This is a genomic window from Pseudomonas sp. BBP2017, from assembly GCF_003024385.1.
Lineage (GTDB): Bacteria > Pseudomonadota > Gammaproteobacteria > Pseudomonadales > Pseudomonadaceae > Aquipseudomonas.
Genome location: NZ_PVZN01000006.1, coordinates 73,950 through 97,737, shown reverse-complemented (window position 1 = coordinate 97,737; position 23,788 = coordinate 73,950). Strand labels below are relative to the sequence as shown.

The 23,788-nt window shown below is 61.6% G+C and carries 22 protein-coding genes; 10 read left to right on the top strand and 12 right to left on the bottom strand.

Annotation, left to right across the window (positions count from 1 at the left end; translation table 11 throughout):
- The first annotated feature begins 35 nt into the window (after positions 1-35).
- Both C6382_RS10280 and C6382_RS10275 read left to right on the top strand, forming a co-directional pair.
- Positions 36-1,307, top strand: a complete 1,272-nt coding sequence (locus C6382_RS10280; RefSeq protein WP_107024395.1) for an FAD/NAD(P)-binding oxidoreductase — start codon at positions 36-38, stop codon at positions 1,305-1,307.
- A complete protein-coding gene (locus tag C6382_RS10275; RefSeq protein WP_107024394.1) occupies positions 1,304-2,122 on the top strand; it encodes a sulfite exporter TauE/SafE family protein in 819 nt (272 codons plus the stop codon). Before C6382_RS10280 ends, C6382_RS10275 begins: the two co-directional genes overlap by 4 nt.
- A 7-nt stretch (positions 2,123-2,129) precedes the next feature.
- Here the strand turns inward: C6382_RS10275 and C6382_RS10270 are convergent, their stop codons facing one another.
- Positions 2,130-3,017, bottom strand: coding sequence for a LysR family transcriptional regulator (locus C6382_RS10270; protein ID WP_107024393.1), 888 nt, complete (start codon positions 3,015-3,017; stop codon positions 2,130-2,132).
- A gap of 137 nt (positions 3,018-3,154) precedes the next feature.
- On the opposite strand from C6382_RS10270, the gene C6382_RS10265 reads away from it, so the two are divergent.
- Together C6382_RS10265 and C6382_RS10260 are read left to right on the top strand one after the other, a co-directional pair.
- On the top strand, positions 3,155-4,804 hold the full coding sequence (locus C6382_RS10265; protein ID WP_107024392.1) for a GMC family oxidoreductase: 1,650 nt from the start codon (positions 3,155-3,157) through the stop codon (positions 4,802-4,804).
- Positions 4,805-4,904: 100 nt separating this feature from the next.
- Positions 4,905-6,527 (top strand): MFS transporter, encoded by a 1,623-nt coding sequence (locus C6382_RS10260; RefSeq protein WP_107024391.1) that lies wholly within the window; start codon positions 4,905-4,907, stop codon positions 6,525-6,527.
- A 171-nt stretch (positions 6,528-6,698) separates the two neighbouring features.
- On the opposite strand, the gene C6382_RS10255 is transcribed toward C6382_RS10260, so the two are convergent.
- From C6382_RS10255 to glyQ, 4 genes are all read right to left on the bottom strand, one after another.
- Complete coding sequence (locus C6382_RS10255) at positions 6,699-7,469, bottom strand: 1-acyl-sn-glycerol-3-phosphate acyltransferase (protein ID WP_107024390.1); 771 nt, start codon at positions 7,467-7,469, stop codon at positions 6,699-6,701.
- A gap of 61 nt (positions 7,470-7,530) precedes the next feature.
- A complete protein-coding gene (gene gmhB / locus C6382_RS10250) occupies positions 7,531-8,064 on the bottom strand; it encodes a D-glycero-beta-D-manno-heptose 1,7-bisphosphate 7-phosphatase (RefSeq protein WP_107024389.1) in 534 nt (177 codons plus the stop codon).
- Between the two features lie 3 nt (positions 8,065-8,067).
- Positions 8,068-10,122 (bottom strand): glycine--tRNA ligase subunit beta, encoded by a 2,055-nt coding sequence (gene glyS / locus C6382_RS10245; protein WP_107024388.1) that lies wholly within the window; start codon positions 10,120-10,122, stop codon positions 8,068-8,070.
- Positions 10,119-11,066, bottom strand: coding sequence for a glycine--tRNA ligase subunit alpha (gene glyQ, locus C6382_RS10240; protein WP_107024387.1), 948 nt, complete (start codon positions 11,064-11,066; stop codon positions 10,119-10,121). Before glyQ ends, glyS begins: the two co-directional genes overlap by 4 nt.
- An 82-nt stretch (positions 11,067-11,148) precedes the next feature.
- Here glyQ and C6382_RS10235 point away from each other — a divergent pair, with 82 nt between their 5' ends.
- Both C6382_RS10235 and C6382_RS10230 read left to right on the top strand, forming a co-directional pair.
- On the top strand, positions 11,149-11,700 hold the full coding sequence (locus C6382_RS10235) for a DNA-3-methyladenine glycosylase I (protein ID WP_107024386.1): 552 nt from the start codon (positions 11,149-11,151) through the stop codon (positions 11,698-11,700).
- 40 nt (positions 11,701-11,740) lie between these two features.
- Entirely contained in the window at positions 11,741-12,628 is an 888-nt protein-coding gene (locus C6382_RS10230; RefSeq protein WP_107024385.1) for a lysophospholipid acyltransferase, read from the top strand.
- A 76-nt stretch (positions 12,629-12,704) separates the two neighbouring features.
- Here the strand turns inward: C6382_RS10230 and C6382_RS10225 are convergent, their stop codons facing one another.
- The 5 genes from C6382_RS10225 to def are packed head-to-tail and all read right to left on the bottom strand — an operon-like array spanning position 12,705 to position 17,225.
- Entirely contained in the window at positions 12,705-13,016 is a 312-nt protein-coding gene (locus C6382_RS10225) for a hypothetical protein (protein WP_107024384.1), read from the bottom strand.
- A gap of 12 nt (positions 13,017-13,028) precedes the next feature.
- On the bottom strand, positions 13,029-14,402 hold the full coding sequence (trkA, locus tag C6382_RS10220) for a Trk system potassium transporter TrkA (RefSeq protein WP_107024383.1): 1,374 nt from the start codon (positions 14,400-14,402) through the stop codon (positions 13,029-13,031).
- A gap of 19 nt (positions 14,403-14,421) precedes the next feature.
- On the bottom strand, positions 14,422-15,732 hold the full coding sequence (gene rsmB / locus C6382_RS10215; RefSeq protein WP_107024382.1) for a 16S rRNA (cytosine(967)-C(5))-methyltransferase RsmB: 1,311 nt from the start codon (positions 15,730-15,732) through the stop codon (positions 14,422-14,424).
- The gene (gene fmt / locus C6382_RS10210; protein WP_107024381.1) at positions 15,729-16,661 is read right to left on the bottom strand and encodes a methionyl-tRNA formyltransferase; all 933 of its coding nucleotides are present in this window, start codon (positions 16,659-16,661) and stop codon (positions 15,729-15,731) included. Before fmt ends, rsmB begins: the two co-directional genes overlap by 4 nt.
- A gap of 57 nt (positions 16,662-16,718) precedes the next feature.
- The gene (gene def / locus C6382_RS10205) at positions 16,719-17,225 is read right to left on the bottom strand and encodes a peptide deformylase (protein ID WP_107024380.1); all 507 of its coding nucleotides are present in this window, start codon (positions 17,223-17,225) and stop codon (positions 16,719-16,721) included.
- Between the two features lie 219 nt (positions 17,226-17,444).
- Between def and dprA the strand changes: the two genes are divergently transcribed.
- Positions 17,445-18,551 (top strand): DNA-processing protein DprA, encoded by a 1,107-nt coding sequence (dprA, locus tag C6382_RS10200; RefSeq protein ID WP_107024379.1) that lies wholly within the window; start codon positions 17,445-17,447, stop codon positions 18,549-18,551.
- A 37-nt stretch (positions 18,552-18,588) separates the two neighbouring features.
- Entirely contained in the window at positions 18,589-19,146 is a 558-nt protein-coding gene (locus C6382_RS10195; protein ID WP_107024378.1) for an L-threonylcarbamoyladenylate synthase, read from the top strand.
- A 68-nt stretch (positions 19,147-19,214) separates the two neighbouring features.
- Here the strand turns inward: C6382_RS10195 and C6382_RS10190 are convergent, their stop codons facing one another.
- The gene (locus C6382_RS10190; protein ID WP_107024377.1) at positions 19,215-20,192 is read right to left on the bottom strand and encodes an NADPH:quinone reductase; all 978 of its coding nucleotides are present in this window, start codon (positions 20,190-20,192) and stop codon (positions 19,215-19,217) included.
- 130 nt (positions 20,193-20,322) lie between these two features.
- Between C6382_RS10190 and hemF the strand changes: the two genes are divergently transcribed.
- Together hemF and aroE are read left to right on the top strand one after the other, a co-directional pair.
- Entirely contained in the window at positions 20,323-21,249 is a 927-nt protein-coding gene (gene hemF / locus C6382_RS10185; RefSeq protein ID WP_107024376.1) for an oxygen-dependent coproporphyrinogen oxidase, read from the top strand.
- A gap of 55 nt (positions 21,250-21,304) precedes the next feature.
- Positions 21,305-22,129 (top strand): shikimate dehydrogenase, encoded by an 825-nt coding sequence (gene aroE / locus C6382_RS10180; RefSeq protein WP_107024375.1) that lies wholly within the window; start codon positions 21,305-21,307, stop codon positions 22,127-22,129.
- Between the two features lie 72 nt (positions 22,130-22,201).
- On the opposite strand, the gene C6382_RS10175 is transcribed toward aroE, so the two are convergent.
- On the bottom strand, positions 22,202-23,773 hold the full coding sequence (locus C6382_RS10175) for a SulP family inorganic anion transporter (RefSeq protein ID WP_107024374.1): 1,572 nt from the start codon (positions 23,771-23,773) through the stop codon (positions 22,202-22,204).
- Positions 23,774-23,788: the final 15 nt, after the last annotated feature.

Genomic DNA, 23,788 nt, shown 5'->3' with positions numbered 1-23,788 from the left:
TGTACCCAGAATTATTATTAAAGGAACACCTTGCCATGCCTGCTCGCACTGCATCGTCGAAAGGCGATCATCACAAAGTCCTGATTGTCGGCGCGGGGGCTGCCGGTATCGCTGTGGCCTCAAGCCTGATGTGCCGCGACCCGTCGCTGGATATCGCCCTCATTGACCCGGCCGACACCCATTACTATCAGCCCGGCTGGACGATGGTCGGTGCCGGTGTTTTCAATGCGCGCAGCACCGCGCGGAGCATGGCGTCGACAATTCCTTCCGGGGTTCGCTGGATCAAGGCCAGCGTCGAACGTTTCGATCCTCATGTGCAAGCGCTGACCCTGAATGATGGACGCTTGCTGAGCTACGAGCAGTTGGTGGTATGTCCTGGTCTGAAGCTGGACTGGGAAGCCATCGATGGCCTGAGCGAAACCCTCGGCCGAAATGGTGTGACCTCCAACTATCGCTATGATCTGGCGTCTTACACCTGGCAGCTGGTGCAGAATCTGCGTGAAGGTCGCGCGCTGTTCAGCCAGCCGCCAATGCCGATCAAATGCGCAGGCGCACCACAGAAAGCCTTGTACCTGTCGTGCGACCACTGGTTACGCAGCGGTCGTCTGGGTAACATCCAGGCGCAGTTCTTCAATGCTGGCGCTGTGCTTTTCGGGGTGGCGGATTATGTTCCTGCGCTGATGGAGTACATCGACAAGTACGCGGTGGATCTGCAGTATTCCCATCGCCTGGTCGCAGTCGATGGCCAGGCCAGGCAAGCCACTTTTATTCGAACCTTGCCCGATGGCAGCAGTGAAACCCGGGTGCAGCCGTTCGACATGCTGCATGTGGTGCCGCCACAAGTACCTGCCGACTTCATCCGCACTAGCCCCTTGGCCGATGCAGCGGGCTGGATTGATGTCGATCCTGCGACTTTGCGTCATCGTCAGTTCGCCAACATCCACGCCCTGGGCGACGGGATCAACACCAGCAATGCCAAGACCGCTGCAGCCGCACGCAAGCAGGCGCCGGTGGTGGCCAATAATGTGCTGGTCGCCTTGGGGCGTTTGCCGAAGCTGGCGCACTACGATGGTTACGGTTCCTGCCCGTTGACTGTCGAGCGCGGCAAGATCGTGTTAGCCGAATTCACCTATGGCGGCAAGCTGGCGCCGAGCTTTCCGCGCTGGCTGCTTGACGGTCGGCGCCCTACCCGTCTGGCCTGGCTGCTCAAGGCGCAGATCCTGCCGCCGCTGTATTGGCGTTGCATGCTCAAGGGCCGCGAGTGGCTGGCCAAACCGCAGGCAGCAGTTGCTGAGGTTCAGCAGTGATCGAACAGCCATTTCTCGCTGCAGGACTGGGAGCGATCATTGGTGCGGTGCTGGCATTGACTGGCGCCGGTGGCGGCATTCTGGCCGTTCCCTTGCTGATCTTCGGTCTTGGTTTGTCGATGGTCGAGGCGGCGCCGGTCGGCCTGCTGGCCGTTGGTATGGCCGCGGCGGTCGGTGCCGTACTGGGGTTGCGCCAGGGTGTGGTGCGCTATCGGGCTGCGGCCTTTGTGGCGCTGATCGGTATCGCGGTGGCGCCGTTTGGGCTGATGCTCGCGCATCAACTGCCCAACGCGCCGCTGGCCCTGGCCTTCGCGGTGGTGCTGGTGTACGCCTGTGCGCGCATGTTACTCAAAGCGCGCCGCGAGCTGCGCGGTGAGCCGGCGCAGGGCAAGCGCACGGTCATGCCGTGTGTGCTCAACCCCTTGCAAGGGCGCCTGCGCTGGACCCTGCCCTGTGCCCGTGCGTTGGCGTTTACCGGTGCAATGTCCGGGCTGCTCTCGGGGTTGCTCGGTGTTGGCGGTGGCTTTGTGATCATCCCGGCACTCAGTCGTTACACCAATCTGGACATGAAAAGTATCGTCGCCACCTCGCTGGCAGTGATCGCTCTGGTGTCCACCGGCAGCGTGATCAGCGCCAGCGTCGGCGGGGTGATGCACTGGGGCGTGGGCGCGCCGTTTGCCGGCGGCGCCGTGTTGGGTCTGCTGGTCGCCCGACAATTTGCCGGTCGCCTGGCTGGCCCGCGCCTGCAGCAACTGTTCGCCGTGGTCGGCATCTGTGCGGCAGTGTTGCTGGTGGTGAAAACCCTGGGCGCTTGAGCCCTCCCTACTCCGCCAGCAAGGCATTCTGCTCTTGCGCGCACAGCGCCAGGAGAAAATCCCAGACCACCCGCAGACGCACTGACTTATGCAGTTCGCGGCGGGTACAGATCCAGTAGCTGCGCTGGATGGTTTCGCTGGGCAGCACCCGGACCAGCGCCGGGTCATGCCGGGCCATGTAGTTGGGCAGCACGGCAATGCCTAATCCGGCGCGGGCTGCCTGCTGTTGGGCGATGACGCTGGTGCTGCGAAACACTACATTCGGTGCCCGGCAGAAGCTGTTGAGGAACAGCAGTTCCTGACTGAACAACAGGTCGTCGACGTAGCCGATCCAGCTGTGCTTTGCCAGGTCTTCGCGGTGGTGCAGCGCTGGCGCCTGGGCCAGGTAATCGGGGCTGGCGTACAACGCCAGACGGTAATCGGTGAGCTTGCGGGTAATCAGCAAGTCGGCATTCGGTCGTTCCAGGTGAATGCTGATTTCCGCCTCGCGGTTGAGGATGCTGACAAAGCGCGGCACCGCGACCAGTTCCACCTCCAGCCCCGGATAGCGTTCGAACAGGTTACCCATGCGCGGGGTGAAGAACATGATGCCGATGCCTTCGGTGACGCCCAGGCGAATCTTGCCTAGTGGCGTGATGGCCTGGGTGATCTCTTCCTGAGCCAGCAGGGCGACGTTTTCCATGGCTTCGGCATGCTTGAGCAGGGCCTGGCCGGAGGGTGTCAGTTCGTAGCCTTGGGCGTGCTGGACGAACAACGCGGTGCCCAGGCTCTGCTCGATATTTTCGATATGCCGGGCCACGGTGCTGTGGGTGGTGTTGAGGCGCTTGGCTGCTGTCAGCAGGCGGCCGCTACGCTGCAATTCGAGAAAAAACCGCAGATCATTCCAGTCGAACATGCTTTTCCTTGTGAATCAGGTGTTCACGGACGTTGTGTTAAAACGCACAGCACTTGAGTGAAATCTAACGTTTTCATCTCGAAATTAATCAATAACATGGACCAGGACAAGAATAATAATCAGGCGCGAGGTTGCCCATGCCATCAGCCGATCCTGTCTACGACTATGTGGTCGTCGGCGCCGGTCCTGCCGGATGCCTGCTGGCCAATCGTTTGTCTGCCGATCCGGGCTGCCGAGTATTGCTGCTCGAAGCGGGCGGTAAAGACAACTATCCCTGGATTCACATTCCGGTGGGTTACCTGTATTGCATCGGTAACCCGCGTACCGACTGGTGTTTCAAGACCGAAGCCCAGCCAGGCCTCAACGGGCGCGCCCTGGGGTATCCACGCGGCAAGGTGCTCGGTGGCTGTTCTTCGATCAATGGCATGATCTACATGCGTGGCCAAGCCGCTGACTATGACCGCTGGGCCGAGCAAGGCAATGCCGGTTGGGCTTGGAAAGACGTACTGCCGTTGTTCAAAGCCAGCGAAAAGCATTTTGCCGGTGCCAGTGATGTGCACGGCAATGAAGGCGAGTGGCGGGTCGAACAGCAACGTTATTCCTGGCCGATTCTCGATGCCTTCCGCGAAGCTGCAGCACAGAGCGGTATCGCCAGCGTTGCCGATTTCAACGGCGGTGATAACCAGGGTTGTGGATATTTTCAGGTCAATCAGCGTTCCGGGATTCGCTGGAATTCAGCCAAGGCCTTTCTGCGCCCGGTACTCAAGCGTCCCAACCTGACCGTGCTGACTGATGTGCTGGTCGATCAGGTGATTCTCGACGCAGGTCGCGCCTCAGCAGTCAGGGCGCGCCTGCAAGGTAACTGGCAGCAGTTCAGTGCACGCCGCGAAATCATCCTGTGTGCCGGCTCGGTGGGTTCTCCCGGTATCCTGCAACGCTCCGGGATCGGCCCGCGTAGTTTGCTGGAGAGCCTGGGGATAACTGTCCGTCATGAATTGCCGGGTGTGGGCGGCAACCTGCAGGACCATCTGCAACTGCGCCTGATCTACCAGGTCAGTGGCGCACGCACACTCAACCAGGTCGCCAACAGTGCCTGGGGCAAACTGGGCATGGGCCTGCGCTATCTGTACGACCGCAGTGGCCCGCTGGCCATGGCGCCGAGTCAGCTGGGGGCGTTTGTTCGTTCCGGGCCGGAACAGGCCTCGGCCAACCTGCAATACCACGTGCAGCCGCTATCGCTTGAGCGCTTCGGCGAGCCGCTGCATCGCTTTCCGGCGTTCACCGCATCGGTGTGCAACTTGCGCCCGGCGAGTCGTGGGCGCATCGATATCCGCTCGGCCAACCCGGACGATGCACCCCTGATCGATCCCAACTATCTCAGTGACCCGCAAGACTTGCAGGTTGCCGCCCAGGCCATTCGCATCACTCGCAAGATAGTCCAGGCCCCTGCCCTGGCGGCGTTCAGCCCGCACGAATACCTGCCCGGGTCAGACCTGCAAAGCGAAGAACAGCTGCACGAAGCCGCCGGCCAGATCGGTACCACCATTTTCCACCCGGTCGGTACCTGTCGGATGGGCAATGGCCCGCTGGACGTGGTCGATGGCCAGTTACGCGTGCACGGCGTGCCGGGGCTGCGCATCGCTGACGCTTCGATCATGCCGCAGATCATCTCCGGCAATACCTGCTCACCTACCTTGATGATTGCCGAAAAGGCGGCGCAACTGATTACCCGGGGGATGTTATCCACAGCCCGGTTCGATGAAGAAAGCGCAATACCGACGCCCTGACCAGGGTGCGTAGCAACAACGACGCCGGACGCGGTCTGCCAGCGTCGACAGTGGAACAACAAGAATAATCACTGGGGCCTTGAGGCCGAGGACAGCAACGATGTCGGATTACATTCAGGAGCAGGGCGCCGCTACGGTCAGCAATAGCCGCCGTGAAGAGCGCAAGATCATTTTCGCGTCATCCCTCGGGACGGTGTTCGAGTGGTATGACTTTTTTCTCTATGGGGCACTGGCCGCTGTCATCAGCAAACAGTTCTTTGCCGGGGTGAACGACACCACTGCCTTTATCTTTGCCTTGATGGCCTTTGCCGCGGGCTTCCTGGTGCGGCCGTTCGGCGCGCTGGTGTTCGGTCGACTGGGTGACATGATCGGCCGCAAGTACACCTTCCTGGTGACCATCGTGCTGATGGGCCTGTCGACCTTTGCCGTCGGCCTGTTACCGACCTACGCCAGTATCGGCATCGCTGCACCGATCATTCTGGTGATCCTGCGTATGCTTCAGGGCCTGGCGCTGGGTGGCGAGTATGGCGGCGCTGCGACCTACGTGGCTGAGCATGCTCCGCCCGGAAAACGTGGCTTCCACACCGGTTTTATCCAGTCCACAGCGACCCTGGGATTGCTGCTGTCGCTGGTGGTGGTGCTGGGTAGCCGCTATATCAGCGGTGACCAGTTCGAAGTCTGGGGCTGGCGCCTGCCGTTCCTGCTGTCGATCGTGCTGCTGGCGATTTCCACCTGGATTCGTATGAGCATGCACGAATCGCCAGCCTTCGTGAAAATGAAGGCTCAGGGCAAGGCCAGTAAAGCGCCGATTCGTGAGTCTTTTGGTTCCTGGGCCAACCTCAAGGTCGTGCTTACCGCCCTGTTCAGCATCAACGCAGGGCAAGCGGTGACCTTCTACACCGCGCAGTTCTATGTGCTGTTCTTCCTAACCCAGATGCTCAAGATGGACCCGGCCCAGGCCAATACCCTGCTGATTATCAGTGTGGTGATCGGCGCGCCGTTCTTCGTGTTCTTCGGCTGGCTGTCGGACCGCATCGGACGCAAGCCGATCCTGATGCTTGGTCTGCTGCTGGCTACCCTGCTCTACTTCCCGCTGTTCAAAGCCTTGAGCCATTACGCCAACCCGCAGATCGATGCTGCCAGCCGCCAATCGCCGATTGTGGTGATGGCCGATCCACAAAGCTGCACCTTCCAGTTCGACCCGGTCGGCAAGGCTCGCTTTGACAGCCCGTGCGACAAGGCCAAGACATTCCTGGTCAAGCAAGGTCTGCCCTACAGTTCCGAGTCCTCCGCTGCCGGTAGCGAAGTGGTGGTGACTGTGGGTGAGCAGCGTATCAACGGCTTCGATGAAGCAGCGCTGCGGGCTGCGATCGACCAGGCGGGTTACCCGGCCAAGGCAGATCCTGCCAGCGTGAACGAGACCATGGTCGTGGTGCTGATCGTCGCCATGATTCTGATCGCGACCATGACCTATGGTCCGCTGGCGGCGGTGATGGTCGAACTGTTCCCGACCCGGATCCGCTACACCTCGATGTCGCTGCCGTATCACATTGGCAACGGCTGGTTCGGCGGCTTCCTGCCGACGGTGTCGTTTGCCCTGGTGGTGTACACCGGCGATATCTTCTATGGGCTGTGGTATCCGGTGTTGATTACCGGCGTCAGCCTAGTGGTCGGGCTGTTCTGCCTGAAAGAAACCCGCGATGTCGACATCGACAAGGTTTGAGGATTCTCGGGCACAAAAAACCGGCGCAAGCGCCGGTTTTTTTATGCCGATAAAAAACTTATGCACGATTTTCAGAAAGCAGTCATACAGAAAAATAAGTAGGTAAATTAATAACTTAGCTTATTTTCAAGAGAAGAATCAAAATACTGTACACAAGTTATCCACAGATCGTCAGGCAACGCCTTGAGTGGCGTTCGGGGCTTGCGCAGGCAACGACCCCATGTCGCGCTGAGTCTGTTCGTTCCAGGCTGCCGCGCGGTCGTTGAGCTCGGCAATCGCGCGTGGGCCAGTGCCTTCAGCGTACATCGGTGCACCGATCACTACCTCGATGGTCCCGGCCCGTTTGTTCCAGCCTTGCTTGGGCCAGAACTTGCCGGCGTTGTGGGCAATCGGCAGGACGGGCAGGCCGGCATTCACGGCCAGGGCGGTGCCACCGCGGGAGAACTTGCCGACCTGGCCGAACGGCACACGGGTACCTTCCGGGAAGATCAGCACCCAGACGCCGTCCTTGAGCAGCTTGTCGCCTTCGCTGGCAACCTGCTTGAGCGCCGCTTTGGGGTTGTCACGGTCAATCGCGATGGGCCGCAACATGGCCATGGCCCAGCCAAAAAACGGGACGTACAGCAGTTCACGTTTGAGCACCTGGCTCAACGGTGAAAAATACGCCGAGAGGAAAAACGTCTCCCAGGTGCTCTGGTGATTGGAGAGGATCACACAGGGCTGCTTGGGGATGTTTTCAGCCCCGCTGACCTTGACCTTGATGTTCAGGAAGACCCGCACCAGCACCAGCGCGAAGCGGCACCAGTAGACATTGATGAAGCGATAACGGGCGCTGAATGGCAGAAACGGCGCAATAAAAAAGCTCAGGGTGCACCACAGCAAAGAGCTGGTACCCAGTAGCAGGTAAAAAAGAAAAATTCTGATCGCCTGCAGGATCGACATAGCGGCATGTACCGTTGCGGGCTTGCCCGCCTAGTAAAAGTGCGCCTGATTCGCAGACGCCCTATTTGTGGATAAGTTCTCTGGCGATGGCTGCCAGATCATCGAAAATCAACGTGCCTTCGGGAATTCCCTTGTTCAGGGTTTTCTCGCCTTTTCCGGTTTTTACCAGAATCGGTTGAGCATCGACGGTCAATGCAGCTTCCAGGTCACCCTTACTATCACCGACAAACCATAGACCGGCCAGGTCTACCTGGTAATGCGCGGCAATGGTTAGCAGCATGCCCGGCTTGGGCTTGCGGCAATCGCAGCCTTCATCCGGGCCGTGAGGGCAATAGACAATCAGGCCAACCTCACCGCCCTGTTCGGCCACCAGCTTGCGCAGGCGCGCATGCATGGCCTCGAGGGTTGCCAGGTCGTAGTAGCCGCGAGCGATGCCGGACTGGTTGGTGGCGACCGCCACCGTCCAGCCGGCCTTGCTCAACTGCGCGATGGCCTCAATCGAACCGGGAATGGGGATCCACTCGTCCAGCGACTTGATGTAAGCGTCGGAGTCGTGGTTTATCACCCCGTCCCGATCGAGAATCAGCAGCTTCAAGACTTACCCCAGCAGCGAAATGTCGGCCACGCCCAGGAACAGACCGCGCAGGCGGCTGAGCAAGGCATAACGGTTGGCCCGCACATTGGCGTCGTCGGCGTTGACCATCACTGCCTCGAAGAAGGCGTCGACCGGTTCACGCAGGGCAGCCAGACGTGCCAGCGACTCGCTGTACTGACGCGCAGCGGCCATCGGTTGCACAGCCTGGTCGGCTTGCTGGATCGCCGAGTACAGGGAGAACTCGTTGGCATTGTCGAAGTACTTCGGCTCGACCGAGGTCGCTACCGCGCCTTCGGCCTTGCTCAGCAGGTTCGACACGCGCTTGTTCACTGCGGCCAGGGCAGCGGCTTCAGGCAGCTGACGGAAGGCCTGTACGGCCTGTACGCGCTGGTCGAAGTCCAGGGCCGAACCTGGCTTCAAGGCACGCACCGACAGGTAGGTGGCAACGTCGATGCCTTCGTCTTCGTAACGGGCACGCAGACGGTCGAAGACGAACTCCAGTACCTGGTCGGCCAGACCTGCGGCTTTGACCTTGGCGCCGAACTGGGCAACGGCGAACTCCACCGCGTCGTTCAGGTTCAGGTCCAGCTGCTTCTCGATCAGGATCCGCAGCACGCCCAGCGCTGCGCGACGCAGGGCATAGGGGTCTTTGCTGCCGGTTGGCAGCATGCCGATACCGAAGATGCCGACCAGAGTGTCGAGCTTGTCGGCGATGGCCACGGCCGCACCGGTCAGGGTCGACGGCAGTTCGGCACCGGCACCGCGCGGCATGTACTGCTCGTTCAGGGCCAGGGCGACGTCTTCTGGTTCGCCATCGTTGAGGGCGTAGTAGTAGCCGGCGACACCCTGCATCTCAGGGAATTCGCCAACCATCTCGGTGGCCAGGTCGCATTTCGACAGCAGGCCGGCACGGGCGGCGCGCTGGGCGTCGCCGCCAATGCGCTGGGCAATGAACGCCGCGAGCTTGGCAACACGCTCGGCCTTGTCGAAGACGCTGCCCAGCTGGGCCTGGAACACCACATTCTTGAGGCGCTCGTTGAAGCTTTCCAGCGGCTGCTTCTTGTCTTGCTTGAAGAAGAACTCGGCGTCGGTCAGGCGTGGGCGCACAACCTTCTCGTTACCTTCGACGATCTGCTTCGGATCGCGGCTTTCGACGTTGGCTACGGTGATGAAGCGCGGCAGCAGCTTGCCGTCGACGTCCAGCAGGCAGAAGTACTTCTGGTTGTCCTGCATGGTGGTGATCAGGGCTTCTTGCGGCACGTCGAGGAAACGCTCCTCGAACGAGCAGACCAGCGGCACTGGCCACTCGACCAGCGCGGTCACTTCATCGAGCAGCGCCGGCGGCACGATGGCGGTGCCTTCCTGCTGCATGGCCAGTTCAGCGGTACGCTTGCTGATGATCTCGCGACGTTCGGCGAAATCGGCCAGCACATAGGCCTTGCGCAGATCTTCCAGGTAGTTCGCCGGGGCGCTGATGCGCACGTCTTCCGGGTGATGGAAGCGGTGGCCACGGGAGTCACGACCCGCCTTCTGGGCGAGGATGGTGCAGTCGACGACTTCGTCGCCCAGCAGCATCACCAGCCATTGGGTCGGACGCACGAATTCTTCCTTGCGCGCACCCCAACGCATGCGTTTCGGGATCGGCAGGTCGTTCAGCGAATCTTCAACGATGGTTGGCAGCAGACTGGCGGTAGCCTTGCCCGGGATGTGCTGGGAGAAGCGTAGCTTGGCGCCGCTCTGATCGATATCCGCCAGCTCTACGCCGCACTTCTTGGCAAAGCCGAGGGCCGCCTGGGTCGGGTTGCCTTCAGCGTCGAAGGCGGCCTGACGGGGCGGGCCGTCGACGTTGATGCTGCGGTCCGGCTGCTGGGTGTCCAGTTGACGGATCAGCACGGCCAGACGGCGTGGCGCCGCGTAGACCTGCTTGCCGGTGTAGTTCAGGCCAGCGGCCTGCAGGCCTTTCTCGATACCGGCGAGAAACGCGTCAGCCAGGGCGCTCAGGGCCTTTGGTGGCAGTTCTTCGGTGCCCAGTTCAACCAGGAAATCTTGAGCACTCATTGTGCAGCCTCCAGCTTGGCCAATGCTTCATCACGCAATTCAGGGGATGCCATCGGGAAGCCCAGCTTGGCGCGGGCTTGCAGATAGCTTTGCGCCACAGCCCGGGCCAGGGTGCGTACGCGCAGGATGTACTGCTGACGTGCGGTCACCGAGATGGCGCGGCGGGCGTCGAGCAGGTTGAAAGTGTGGGAGGCCTTGAGGACCATTTCATAGGTCGGCAGCGGCAGCTCCAGCTCGATCAGGCGATTGGCTTCGCTTTCGTAGAAGTCGAACAGTTCGAACAGCTTCTCGACGTTGGCGTGTTCGAAGTTGTACGTCGACTGCTCCACTTCGTTCTGGTGGAACACGTCACCGTAGGTCACCTTGCCGAACGGACCATCGGTCCAGACCAGGTCGTAGACCGAGTCGACGCCCTGCAGGTACATGGCCAGACGCTCCAGGCCATAGGTGATTTCACCGGTAACCGGCATGCACTCGATCCCGCCCACTTGCTGGAAGTAGGTGAACTGGGTGACTTCCATGCCGTTGAGCCAGATTTCCCAACCCAGACCCCAGGCACCGAGGGTCGGCGATTCCCAGTTGTCTTCGACGAAACGAATGTCGTGCACCAGCGGGTCGAGGCCGATGGCCTTCAGCGAGCCCAGGTACAGTTCCTGGAAGTTCGCCGGGTTTGGCTTGAGCACCACCTGGAACTGGTAGTAGTGCTGCAGGCGGTTGGGGTTTTCGCCATAGCGACCGTCAGCCGGGCGACGGCTCGGCTGCACGTAGGCGGCGTTCCAGGTTTCCGGGCCGACGGCGCGCAGGAACGTGGCGGTATGGAAAGTGCCGGCGCCTACTTCCATATCGTAGGGCTGAAGCACCACACAACCTTGCTCGGCCCAGTAGTTCTGCAGGGCGAGGATCAAGTCTTGGAAGGTACGCACGGCTGGCGTAGGCTGGCTCACGAAATTCACCTGTTTCTAGGGCTGCGAATATAAAGAGCGGGAGTATAACCCGATTCGCTCGAGCCTCTACCCTTGGAGCCTTATGCCACGTTGCTTTTGGTGTACCGACGATCCGCTTTACCAGGCTTATCACGATCAGGAGTGGGGCACGCCGCAGCGTGATCCGGGGCAGTTGTTCGAGATGTTATTGCTCGAAGGCTTCCAGGCCGGGCTGTCGTGGATCACCGTACTGAAGAAGCGTGAACGCTACCGAGAGGTACTGTTCGGCTTCGATCCACAGCGCCTGGCGCAGATGAGCGATGACGAAATCGAGGAGCGCATGCTTGATCCCGGGATCATCCGCAACCGCCTCAAACTCAACGCCGCGCGGCGCAACGCCAAGGCCTGGCTGGCGCAGGAAAATCCCGTGCAGTGGCTTTGGTCATTTGTCGGCGGTGCACCGAAAATCAATCATTTCAGCCAGCGCAGTGACGTCCCAGCCGTTACCGATGAAGCCAAGGCCATGAGCAAGGCCTTGCAGAAAGCCGGCTTCACCTTTGTCGGGCCGACCATTTGCTACGCGTTCATGCAGGCCACCGGCATGGTCATGGACCACACCACCGATTGTGATCGCTACGCCGCGCTGCTGCGCTGAGGGGGTACAATGGCCGGCTTGCAGAAAGAGGAACCAGCCTGTGGATAAATTCAAGGGCGCCTTGATGGTCGGGGCGTTGCGATTGTTTGCCAAGCTCCCCTGGGGCGCGGTACAGCGGGTCGGCGCGGCGATCGGCTGGATCATGTGGAAGGTGCCGAACAGTTCGCGCGAGGTGGTGCGCATCAACCTGGCCAAGTGTTTTCCGGAGATGGACCCGGTGGCGCGCGAGCAACTGGTCGGCCAGACCCTGATGGATATCGGCAAGTCCTTTACCGAAAGCGCCTGCGCCTGGATCTGGCCAGCCCAGCGCTCACTTGAGCTGGTGCGCGAAGTCGAAGGCCTGGAAGTGCTGCAGGCCGCTCTGGCTTCGGGCAAGGGTGTGGTCGGCATCACCAGTCACCTGGGCAACTGGGAAGTGCTCAACCACTTCTATTGCAACCAGTGCAAACCGATCATTTTCTACCGCCCGCCCAAGCTCAAGGCGGTCGATGACCTGTTGCGCGAACAGCGTGTGCAGCTGGGCAACCGCGTGGCAGCATCGACCAAGGAAGGCATCCTGAGCATCATCAAGGAAGTGCGCAAAGGCGGTCAGGTCGGCATTCCGGCAGACCCGGAGCCGGCTGAGTCGGCGGGGATCTTCGTGCCGTTCTTCGCCACCAAGGCGCTGACCAGCAAATTCGTGCCGAACATGCTCGCGGGTGGCAAGGCCGTCGGGGTGTTCCTGCACGCCCTGCGCCTGCCGGACGGTTCCGGGTTCAAGGTGATTCTGGAAGCGGCGCCCGAGGCCATGTACAGCGAAGACACCGAAACCTCGGCGGCGGCCATGAGCCAGGTGGTCGAGCGTTATGTGCGGGCTTATCCGAGCCAGTACATGTGGAGCATGAAACGCTTCAAGAAGCGTCCGCCTGGTGAGGCGCGCTGGTATTGAGGGTCTCATCGCGGGGCAAGCCCGCTTCCACTGTGGATTGTGAATAACTGTGGGAGCGGGCTTGCCCCGCGATGGCCTAACCGGCCTTATCCAGCTTCTTGAGAAACACCGTCATCTCTTTCTCGGCCTGCTTGTCGCCATGGGCCTTGGCCGCTTCCAGTCCATGTTCCCAAGCCAGGCGTGCTGCGGCTTTATCGCCCTGCAGCTGATGGGCCTTGCCCAACAGCTTCCAGGCCGCCGAATACTTCGGATCGAACTCGACGCAGCGTTGCAGGTGCAGCGCCGCTTCGGCACCATTGCCTTCATCCAGCCAGGCCTTGCCCAGGCCGAAGCGCAGCAAGGCGTTATCCACACCCTTGGCCAGCATCTTTTCCAGTGATTCGCGCATCCCGGCTCTCCCTTAGAAGAAGCTCAGCCCGACATGGAACAGCTTCTCGACGTCACGGATGTACTTTTTATCGACAACGAAGAGGATCACATGGTCGCCTGCTTGGATCACCGTGTCGTCGTGGGCGATCAGCACTTCTTCATCGCGAATGATCGCGCCAATGGTGGTGCCTGGCGGTAGGGCGATGTCTTCGATGGCCTTGCCGATCACCTTGCTCGACTTCGAGTCGCCATGGGCAATGGCCTCGATGGCCTCTGCCGCGCCACGGCGCAGTGAGTGCACACTGACGATGTCGCCGCGGCGCACGTGGGCGAGCAAGGTGCCGATGGTGGCCAGCTGCGGGCTGATGGCGATATCGATATCGCCACCCTGGACCAGGTCGACATACGCGGGGTTGTTGATGATGGTCATCACCTTGCGTGCGCCCAGGCGCTTGGCCAGCAGCGAGGACATGATGTTGGCTTCATCGTCGTTGGTCAGGGCCAGGAAGATGTCGGCTTCGGCGATATTCTCTTCGAGCATCAGGTCGCGGTCCGATGCGCTGCCTTGCAACACCACGGTGCTGTCCAGGGTATCGGAGAGGTAACGGCAGCGTGCCGGGTTCATCTCGATGATCTTCACCTGGTAGCGGCTTTCGATGGCCTCGGCCAGGCGTTCGCCAATCTGCCCGCCACCGGCGATGACCACGCGTTTGTTGGTCTCATCGATGCGCCGCATTTCACCCATCACCGCACGGATGTGGGCTTTGGCGGCGATGAAGAACACTTCGTCGTCGGCCTCGATCACCGTATCGCCCTGGGGCAGGATCGGCCGGTCACGGCGGAAGATCGCCGCGACGCGGGTGTCGACATTGGGCATGTGTTCGCGGATCTGGCGCAGTTGCTGACCGACCAGTGGCCCGCCGTAATAGGCCTTGACCGCCACCAGTTGCGCCTTGCCTTCGGCGAAGTCGATGACCTGCAGAGCACCGGGATGCTCGATCAGGCGCTTGATGTAATGGGTCACCACCTGTTCGGGGCTGATCAGTACGTCGACGGGGATGGCGTCATTGTCGAACAGACCGGCGCGGGTCAGGTAGGCGGATTCACGCACCCGGGCGATTTTGGTCGGGGTGTGGAACAGGGTGTAGGCGACCTGGCAGGCGACCATGTTGGTCTCATCGCTATTGGTCACCGCCACCAGCATGTCGGCGTCGTCGGCACCGGCCTGGCGCAGCACGGTCGGGAACGAGGCGCGGCCCTGAACGGTACGGATGTCCAGGCGGTCGCCGAGGTCGCGCAGGCGCTCGCCATCGGTATCGACCACGGTAATGTCGTTGGCTTCGCTGGCCAGGTGCTCGGCCAGCGTACCGCCGACCTGCCCTGCGCCGAGGATGATGATCTTCATCCGCTGGTCCCTTCTGTTGTTATCCGCGCGCGGCGGCGATTTTGATCAGCTTGGCATAGTAGAAGCCATCGTGTCCGCCTTCCTGTGCCAGTAACTGGCGGCCACGTGGCTGGCGCAGGCCGGCCTGGGTCGCCAGGTCCAGCTCGCGGGCACCTGGCGTGCGTGTGAGGAATGCCTCGATGACTTCGGTGTTTTCTGTCGGCAGGGTCGAGCAGGTGGCATACAGCAGGATGCCGCCGACTTCGAGCGTCGGCCACAGGGCGTCGAGCAGTTCACCCTGCAAGCTGGCCAGGGCCGCGATATCGTCGGCCTGACGGGTCATCTTGATGTCCGGATGACGGCGAATCACCCCGGTGGCCGAGCACGGTGCGTCGAGCAGGATGCGCTGGAAACCTTTGCCATCCCACCAGCTGGCGGTATCGCGGGCATCGCAGGCAATCAACTGAGCATCCAGGCCCAGGCGGTCGAGGTTTTCCCGGACTCGGGTCAGGCGCTTGGCTTCGAGGTCGATCGCGACCACAGACTCCAGTTTCGCCTCGGCTTCGAGCAGGTGGCAGGTCTTGCCGCCGGGCGCGCAGCAGGCGTCGAGCACCCGTTGGCCAGGCGCGAGGTCGAGCAGGTCGGCAGCCAGCTGTGCGGCTTCGTCCTGAACGCTGATCCAGCCCTGGTCAAACCCCGGCAGGCCACGTACATCGCAGGCTTGGGCGAGGAGAATGCCATCAGTGCTGTACTGACAGGCGCTGGCTTCCAGCCCCGCTGCGCGCAATAGCTCCAGGTAGGCTTCGCGGCTGTGATGACGGCGGTTAACCCGCAGGATCATCGGCGGATGGGCATTGTTGGCGGCGCAGATGGCTTCCCACTGTTCTGGCCAGAACGCTTTGAGCGCCTTCTGTAGCCAGCGCGGATGGGCGGTGCGCACCACCGGATCACGTTCCAGTTCGGCGAGGATTTCACTGCTCTCGCGCTGCGCACGGCGCAGTACGGCATTGAGCAAGGCCTTGGCCCACGGCTTTTTCAGCTTGTCGGCACAGCCTACGGTTTCACCGATGGCGGCATGGGCCGGGACGCGGGTGTAGAGCAGTTGATACAGACCGACCAGCAGCAAGGCTTCGACATCGGCGTCGGCTTTCTTGAACGGCTTTTGCAGCAGACGCTCGGCCAGGGCCGAGAGCCGCGGCTGCCAGCGTGCGGTGCCAAAGGCCAGGTCCTGGGTCAGGCCACGGTCACGCACTTCGACCTTGTCCAGTTGCGCAGGCAGTGAACTGTTCAACGATGCCTTGCCGCTGAGTACTGCCGCCAGGGCGCGGGCGGCTGCCAGACGTGGATTCATTGACCGAGCACCGTACCGCTGGCGAATTTCTCGCGGCGGCTGTTGAACAGGTCGCTGAAGTTCAGCGCCTTGCCACCAGGCAATTGCAGACGAGTCAGGCACAGGGCCTGTTCACCGCAGGCAACGATCAGGCCGTCTTTGCTGGCGCTGAGGATTTCACCTGGGGTGCCTTTGCCTGTGGATAAGCTGGCGGCAAGGACTTTCACTGCTTCACCGTTGAGGCTGCTGTGACAGATCGGCCAGGGATTGAAGGCGCGAATCAGGCGCTCCAGCTCAACGGCTGGACGGTTCCAGTCCAGGCGCGCTTCGTCTTTGTTCAGCTTGTGTGCATACGTGGCCAGGCTGTCGTCCTGGACGTCACCTTGCAGTGTGCCCGCGGCCAGGCCGGCGACGGCTTCGAGTACGGCTGGCGGGCCCATCTCGGCGAGGCGGTCGTGCAGGCTGCCACCGGTGTCAGTGGCGCTGATAGGGGTAGTGACTTTGAGCAGCATCGGCCCGGTATCCAGCCCGGCTTCCATGCGCATCACGGTCACGCCGCTTTCACTGTCGCCGGCTTCGACCGCGCGCTGGATCGGCGCTGCACCGCGCCAGCGTGGCAGCAGTGAGGCGTGACTGTTGATGCAGCCCAGGCGCGGGATATCCAGCACCGTTTGCGGCAGGATCAGGCCGTAGGCGACCACCACCATCAGGTCCGGCTTGAGGGCGGCCAGTTCAGCTTGAGCCTCGGCATTGCGCAGGGTTGGCGGTTGCAGGACCTGGATGCCGTTATCCACAGCCAGTTGCTTGACTGCGCTGGGCATCAGTTTTTGCCCGCGCCCGGCCGGACGGTCCGGTTGGGTATAGACGGCCACCACTTCATTAGGGCTGTCGATCAAGGCCTTGAGGTGTTCGGCGGCAAACTCTGGGGTGCCTGCAAAGACAATGCGCATGGAGTTCTCGCTTAAAAAGAAAAAGGCTTGCCGGAGCAAGCCTTTGGGAAGAGGAGATCAAGCTTGCTGGCGATGCTGTTTTTCCAGCTTCTTCTTGATCCGGTCACGTTTGAGCGTCGACAGGTAATCGACGAACAACTTGCCGTTGAGGTGATCGCATTCGTGCTGGATGCACACCGCCAGCAGGCCTTCGGCAATCAGCTCGTAGGGCTTGCCATCGCGATCCAGCGCCTTGACCTTGACCCGCACCGGGCGGTCGACGTTCTCGTAGAAGCCGGGCACCGACAGGCAGCCTTCCTGGTACTGATCCATTTCCTCGGTGAGCATCTCGAGCTCGGGGTTGATGAACACCCGTGGCTCGCTGCGGTCTTCGCTCAGGTCCATGACCACGATGCGCTTGTGCACGTTGATCTGGGTCGCCGCCAAGCCGATGCCTGGGGCTTCGTACATGGTTTCAAACATGTCATCGATCAACTGGCGAACGCCGTCGTCGACTTCGCTCACCGGTTTGGCGATGGTGCGAAGGCGCGGGTCCGGGAATTCGAGGATGTTCAGAATGGCCATAAGCGTATGAGCTGCACTGTGCGATGAATTACAAACATGAGTACACATAATAAAGGGATTCGGCGCATTCGGCACCTGGCAAAGGTCAGCTAAGGTTTCAGGCAGCCCATTGGCATGCCACCAAGGGAAATTTTTCAACCGGTTGTCAAAGTATTATCAACAGAGTTATCCACAGCTTGTGCAGGGTGTATTCAACTCGTTCGATCAAGGATGATCGTTATGCCAGAGTCAGCTTACCGAGCGTGTCCACCCGCCGAACTCGAGGCGCGATTGCGCCTGCATCGTTTACCTGGGCTCGGTCCGCAACGATTTCATTCGCTACTGCAGGCGTTCGGCAGTGCATCGGCGGCGCTCAGTGCGCCGGCCGGTGCCTGGGGTTCGCTGGGCCTCCCCGACGCGAGCGCCCAGGCCCGCCGCAGCCTTGAAGTACGTGAAGGCGCAGCGGCCGCACTGGCCTGGTTAGAGCGGCGCGACCAGCATTTGCTGATGTGGGACGACCCCGCCTACCCCGCTTTATTGGCCGAAGTAGATAGCGCACCGCCCCTGCTGTTCGTGGCCGGTAACCCGGCTTTGCTGGAGAAGCCACAACTGGCGATTATCGGTAGCCGCCGCGCATCGCGCCCGGCGCTGGACACCGCAGGGGCCTTTTCCCGTCACCTGGCCCGGGGTGGATTTGTCATAACCAGCGGCTTGGCCCTGGGGATAGACGGTGCCGCCCATCAGGCGGCGCTGGATGTCGGCGGGCAGACGATCGGGGTGCTGGGGACCGGGCTGCAGAAATTTTATCCACAACGGCATCGGGCGCTGGCTGCGGCGATGATCGAGCAAGGCAGCGCTGTGGTCTCCGAGTTTCCGCTTGATGCCGGACCGGTGGCGGCTAACTTTCCCCGGCGTAATCGCATCATCAGTGGCCTGTCGCTGGGGGTGCTTGTGGTCGAGGCGAGCCTGGCCAGTGGCTCGCTGATCACCGCGCGGCTGGCGGCTGAACAAGGACGCGAGGTGTATGCCGTTCCGGGTTCGATTCATCATCCCGGGTCCAAAGGCTGTCACCAGCTGATTCGCGATGGTGCGTTGCTGGTGGAAAGTGTCGAGCAGATTGTCGAGACCCTGCAAGGTTGGCAGCGTCTGCCGCCTGTGCAGGGCGGCGAAGCTGTTAGCAGCCGGCATGTACTTGAAGATCTACTGCTGGCTGCGCCGCAAACCTGCGAAGCACTAGCCAATAGCAGCGGTTGGCCGTTGCCCAAGGTACTGGCGGCGTTGACCGAGCTGGAAATGACTGGACGGGTTTGTAATGAAGCTGGACGTTGGTTTGCCCGGCCTGCCTAAGTACACTGCTGGTTAGCCTTAATGCGGAGTGAGAGCAATGGTGAGCAGTTGGCGTGTGCAACAAGCCGCGCGTGAAATTCGGGCTGGTGCGGTGATTGCCTACCCAACCGAGGCCGTCTGGGGTCTGGGCTGTGATCCCTGGAACGAGGAAGCGGTGGATCGCCTGCTGGCGATCAAGTCGCGCTCGGTCGACAAGGGCTTGATCCTGATTGCCGACAATATCCGCCAGTTCGACTTCTTGTTTGAGGATTTCCCTGAAATCTGGCTCGACCGTATGGGCAGCACCTGGCCAGGCCCGAATACCTGGCTGGTGCCGCACCAGAACATGTTGCCGGAATGGATTACCGGGGTTCATGACACCGTAGCCCTGCGGGTCAGTGACCATCCGGTGGTACGTGAGCTGTGCTCACTGGTCGGGCCGCTGGTATCGACGTCGGCCAATCCTCAAGGACGTCCTGCGGCGAAGTCACGTTTGCGTGTAGAGCAGTACTTCCGCGGGCAGCTGGATCTGGTACTGGGTGGCGCATTGGGTGGTCGGCGTAATCCGAGTGTGATCCGTGATCTGGTGACTGGGGATGTGGTTCGGGCTGGTTGATGGCCCTATCGCCAGCAAGGCCGGCTCTTGTAGAAGCTGGCCTTGCTGGCGATGAACTCAACACAATCTCACGGCAACAACACCGTCGACCCAACCGTGCGCCGCGCTGACAGCTCGGCCTGCGCCTTGGCCGCCTCACCCAACGAATAGCGTTGCTGGATATCCACCGTCAGCTTGCCGCTGGCAATCATTGCAAACAGGTCATCGGCCATCGCCTGAGTGTTTTCGGCAGTGTTGGCGTAGCTGGCCAGGGTCGGCCGGGTGACATACAGCGATCCCTTCTGCGCCAGAATGCCCAGGTTCACCCCGCTGACCGCGCCGGAGGCGTTGCCGAAGCTGACCATCAGGCCGCGCGGCGTCAGGCAGTCCAGTGAGGTCAGCCAGGTGTCCTGGCCAACGCCGTCATAGACCACCGGACACTTCTTGCCATCGGTCAGCTCCAGCACGCGCTGAGCGACATCCTCATGGCTGTAATCGATGGTTGCCCAGGCCCCCAGCGCTTTGGCGCGCTCGGCTTTTTCCGCTGAACTGACGGTACCGATCAACTTGGCACCCAGGGCCTTGGCCCATTGGCAAGCCAGAGAGCCAACGCCACCAGCGGCAGCGTGGAACAGAATGATGTCTCCCGGTTGCACGGCGTAGGTTTGTTTGAGCAGGTATTGCACGGTCAGGCCCTTGAGCATGACCGCCGCAGCCTGTTCGAAGCTGATGGCGTCAGGCAGTTTGACCAGATTGGCTTCAGGCAACACATGCACTTCGCTGTAAGCACCCAGCGGGCCACCGGCATAGGCCACACGGTCGCCGACCTTGAGCCGGGCGACCTGAGCACCGACCGCCTCGACCACCCCGGCACCTTCTGTGCCCAGCCCCGACGGCAATGCCGGAGGCGCGTACAGGCCGCTGCGAAAGTAGGTATCGATAAAGTTCAGGCCGATGGCCTGGTTGCGTACGCGGACCTGCTGTGGGCCGGGGGCGGCAGGCTCGAAATCGACCAGTTGCAGGACCTCTGGGCCCCCATGCTGGCTGAACTGGATACGCTTGGCCATCTGCACTCTCCTGTCGGGCTCGGAAAACCCCTATCGGACGCCTTTGCTTGATCGCCGTCAACTGCGGCCAGCCAGCCGCCGGTGGTATGCTACGCGCCGAATTTGCTCATGCCCGCTTCCAGGTGACCTGATGACTAGCCGCACCGAGGCCGTGAAAGCCTACCTGCTCGACTTGCAAGACCGTATTTGTGCCGCCCTCGAAACCGAAGATGGCGGTGCCCGCTTTGTCGAAGACGCCTGGACGCGTGAAGCCGGCGGTGGTGGACGGACCCGGGTGATTGGTGAAGGCAAAGTCATCGAAAAAGGCGGCGTGAATTTCTCCCATGTTTTCGGTAGTGGCCTGCCGCCGTCGGCCAGCGCCCATCGGCCGGAGCTGGCCGGGCGTGGTTTCGAGGCCCTGGGAGTTTCGCTGGTCATCCATCCGCATAACCCGCATGTACCGACCTCGCACGCCAACGTGCGTTTCTTCATCGCCGAGAAGGAAGGCGAAGAAGCGGTCTGGTGGTTCGGTGGTGGCTTCGACCTGACCCCTTACTACGGCAACGAAGAAGATTGCCTGCACTGGCACCAGGTGGCCGAGCGCGCCTGTGCGCCGTTCGGTGCCGATGTCTATCCGCGCTACAAGGCCTGGTGTGACCGTTACTTCCACCTCAAGCACCGTGGCGAGCCGCGCGGTATTGGCGGTCTGTTCTTCGATGACCTGAACGAGTGGGACTTCGACACTTGCTTCGCGTTCATGCGCGCTATCGGCGATGCCTACATCGAGGCCTACCTGCCGATCGTCCAGCGTCGCAAGAATCAGCCTTACACTGCCGAGCAGCGCGAATTCCAGGAGTACCGTCGCGGCCGTTATGTCGAGTTCAACCTGGTCTACGACCGCGGCACCCTGTTCGGCCTGCAATCGGGCGGGCGCACCGAATCGATCCTGATGTCGCTGCCACCGCAAGTGCGTTGGGGGTACGATTGGAAGGCCACACCAGGCAGCGAAGAAGCACGCCTGACCGAGTATTTCCTGCAGGACCGTGACTGGCTTGGCGAGGCCAAGGCTAGCCACTGAGCCGTTGTGGATAACTTTTCCGGCCCTGCCCGACTTTGACCCAGGAACCGCGTGAATGGACCAGTACGTTGTATTCGGCAACCCGATCGGCCACAGCAAATCGCCGCTGATCCACCGTCTGTTCGCCGACCAGACCGGCCAGCAACTGGAGTACAGCACTTTGCTGGCGCCGCTGGACGATTTCAGCATGTGTGCCCAAGGCTTCTTCAAGCAGGGCTTGGGCGCCAATGTCACTGTGCCGTTCAAGGAAGAAGCCTATCGCCTGGTTGACAGTCTGACGCCACGGGCTCAGCGCGCTGGTGCGGTGAATACCCTGAGCAAGCTGGCCGACGACACCCTGCAGGGCGACAACACCGATGGCGCCGGGCTGGTACGTGACCTGACGGTGAATGCCGGTGTACAGCTGACGGGCAAGCGCATTCTCCTGCTCGGCGCTGGCGGCGCCGTGCGTGGCGTGCTGGAGCCGTTGTTGGCGCACAACCCGGCCTCGCTGGTGATTGCCAACCGCACTGTGGAAAAAGCCGAACAGCTGGCTCGCGAATTCGCCGACCTCGGCCCTGTGGCTGCCAGCGGTTTTAGCTGGCTGCAAGAGCCGGTTGACCTGATCATCAACGCCACCTCCGCCAGCCTTGCCGGTGAATTGCCACCGATCTCTGCCAGCTTGATCGAGCCGGGTAAAACCGTGTGCTACGACATGATGTACGGCAAAGAGCCGACGCCCTTCTGTCGCTGGGCGAGCGAACACAAGGCCGCCAAGGTTCTGGACGGATTGGGCATGCTCGCCGAGCAGGCTGCCGAAGCGTTCTTCATCTGGCGCGGCGTGCGGCCGGATACCGCTCCGGTGCTGGACGAACTGCGCCGCCAGCTGGCTCGCGGTTGAGGCATGAGTCGCGGGGCAAGCCCGTTCCCGTTTGCATGATCCCTGTGGGAGCGGGCTTGCCCCGCGATAGTTTCACTCCTCAAAGCGGATCGGGCAGTGCGTTGCCCCTTCCAGCTTATGTAATTCCTCAATCACCTGCGGACGCGCCCGATGTAGCGTCAGGCTGCCGCCTGCCCGACGCAATCGACGGGCTTCGCGGTGGAGCATGTCGACGCCGGAAAAGTCGATGAAGTTGATCTGCCGGGCATCGATCACCACATCCGGTCCCTGGCAGCGTTGCAAACGCACCTGCAGGTAGTGGCTGGCACCGAAGAAAATCGAGCCGCCCACACGCAGCACATCCGTGTCGCCTTCACGTGAGTGCTGAACCCGCGGTCGTGAGGTGCGTTTGAGGTAGAAGAACAGCGAGGCCAGCACCCCGGCGTAGATGGCGGTCTGTAGCTCCAGCAGCAAGGTTGCCGCAGCAGTCAGGGCCATGACCAGAAACTCCGAACGGCTGACCCGGAACAGCGCGCGCATCGCCCGGTGGTCGATCAGGCCCCAGCAGATCAGCAAGATGCTGGCGGCCATCGCCGGGATCGGGATATGCGCAATCAGGCTGGCGCCGGCCACTGCGAACAACGCGACCCAGAGCGCCGAGAACACCCCGGCCAAGGGGGAGCGGGCACCGGCGTCATAGCTCAGCCCGGAGCGGGTGAAGGAACCTGACGACAGGTAACCGGAGAACAGGCTGCCGACCATGTTCGATAGGCCTTGAGCGCGGATTTCCTGGTTGGCGTCGATCAACTGCTCCGAACGCGACGACAGCGAACGGGCAATCGACAGGCTGGTGACCAGCCCCAGCATACCCACCGCCACAGCACTGGGCAGCAAGCGCAGGATCAGTTCAAAGTCGAGCAGCGGCAACGGGCTCAGGGGTGGCAACTGGCCGGCGAAGCCGGGTACCAATTGCACATGGGCGAATACTCCAGGCAGCAACCAGACCAGCAGACTGGCAATCGTCAGGGTTATCAACAGGCCGGGCCAGCGCGGGCGCAGCAGCTTCAGCGCAACGCCCAGCAGCAACGTACCCAGACCCAGCACCAGCGAAGGCCAGTCCACTTCACCTGCGTGCTCCAGCAGACTTTCCAGGGTCTTCAGCGCGGTGGCCTGGCTGGGCAGATCCAGCCCCAACAGGCTCGGCAGTTGTCCCAGGGCAATAACGATGGCGGCGCCGAGGGTGAAGCCCAGTACCACCGAATGAGAGACAAAATTGACCAGCGCGCCGAAGCGCAACACCCCCAGCAACCACTGAAACACCCCGGCCAGGAACGTCAGTAACAGAATCAGGGTGATGTAGTCGTCGCTACCGCTGACCGCCAGTTGGCTGACACTGGCATACAGCACAATGGAAATCGCTGCCGTCGGCCCGCAGATCAGGTGCCAGGACGAGCCCCAGAGGCAGGCAATCAGCACCGGAACGATCGCTGCGTACAGGCCGTACTCGGCAGGCAGGCCGGCGATTAATGCGTAGGCGATCGATTGCGGCAATGCGAGGATCGCCCCGCTCAGCCCAACCAGCAGATCGCGCCGCACACTGGCGCGGGTTTGCCGGGGCAGCCAGCTGAGGAACGGCAGCAGACGTTGGCGATCTGGCCAGGCCATGGACATGCTCTATCA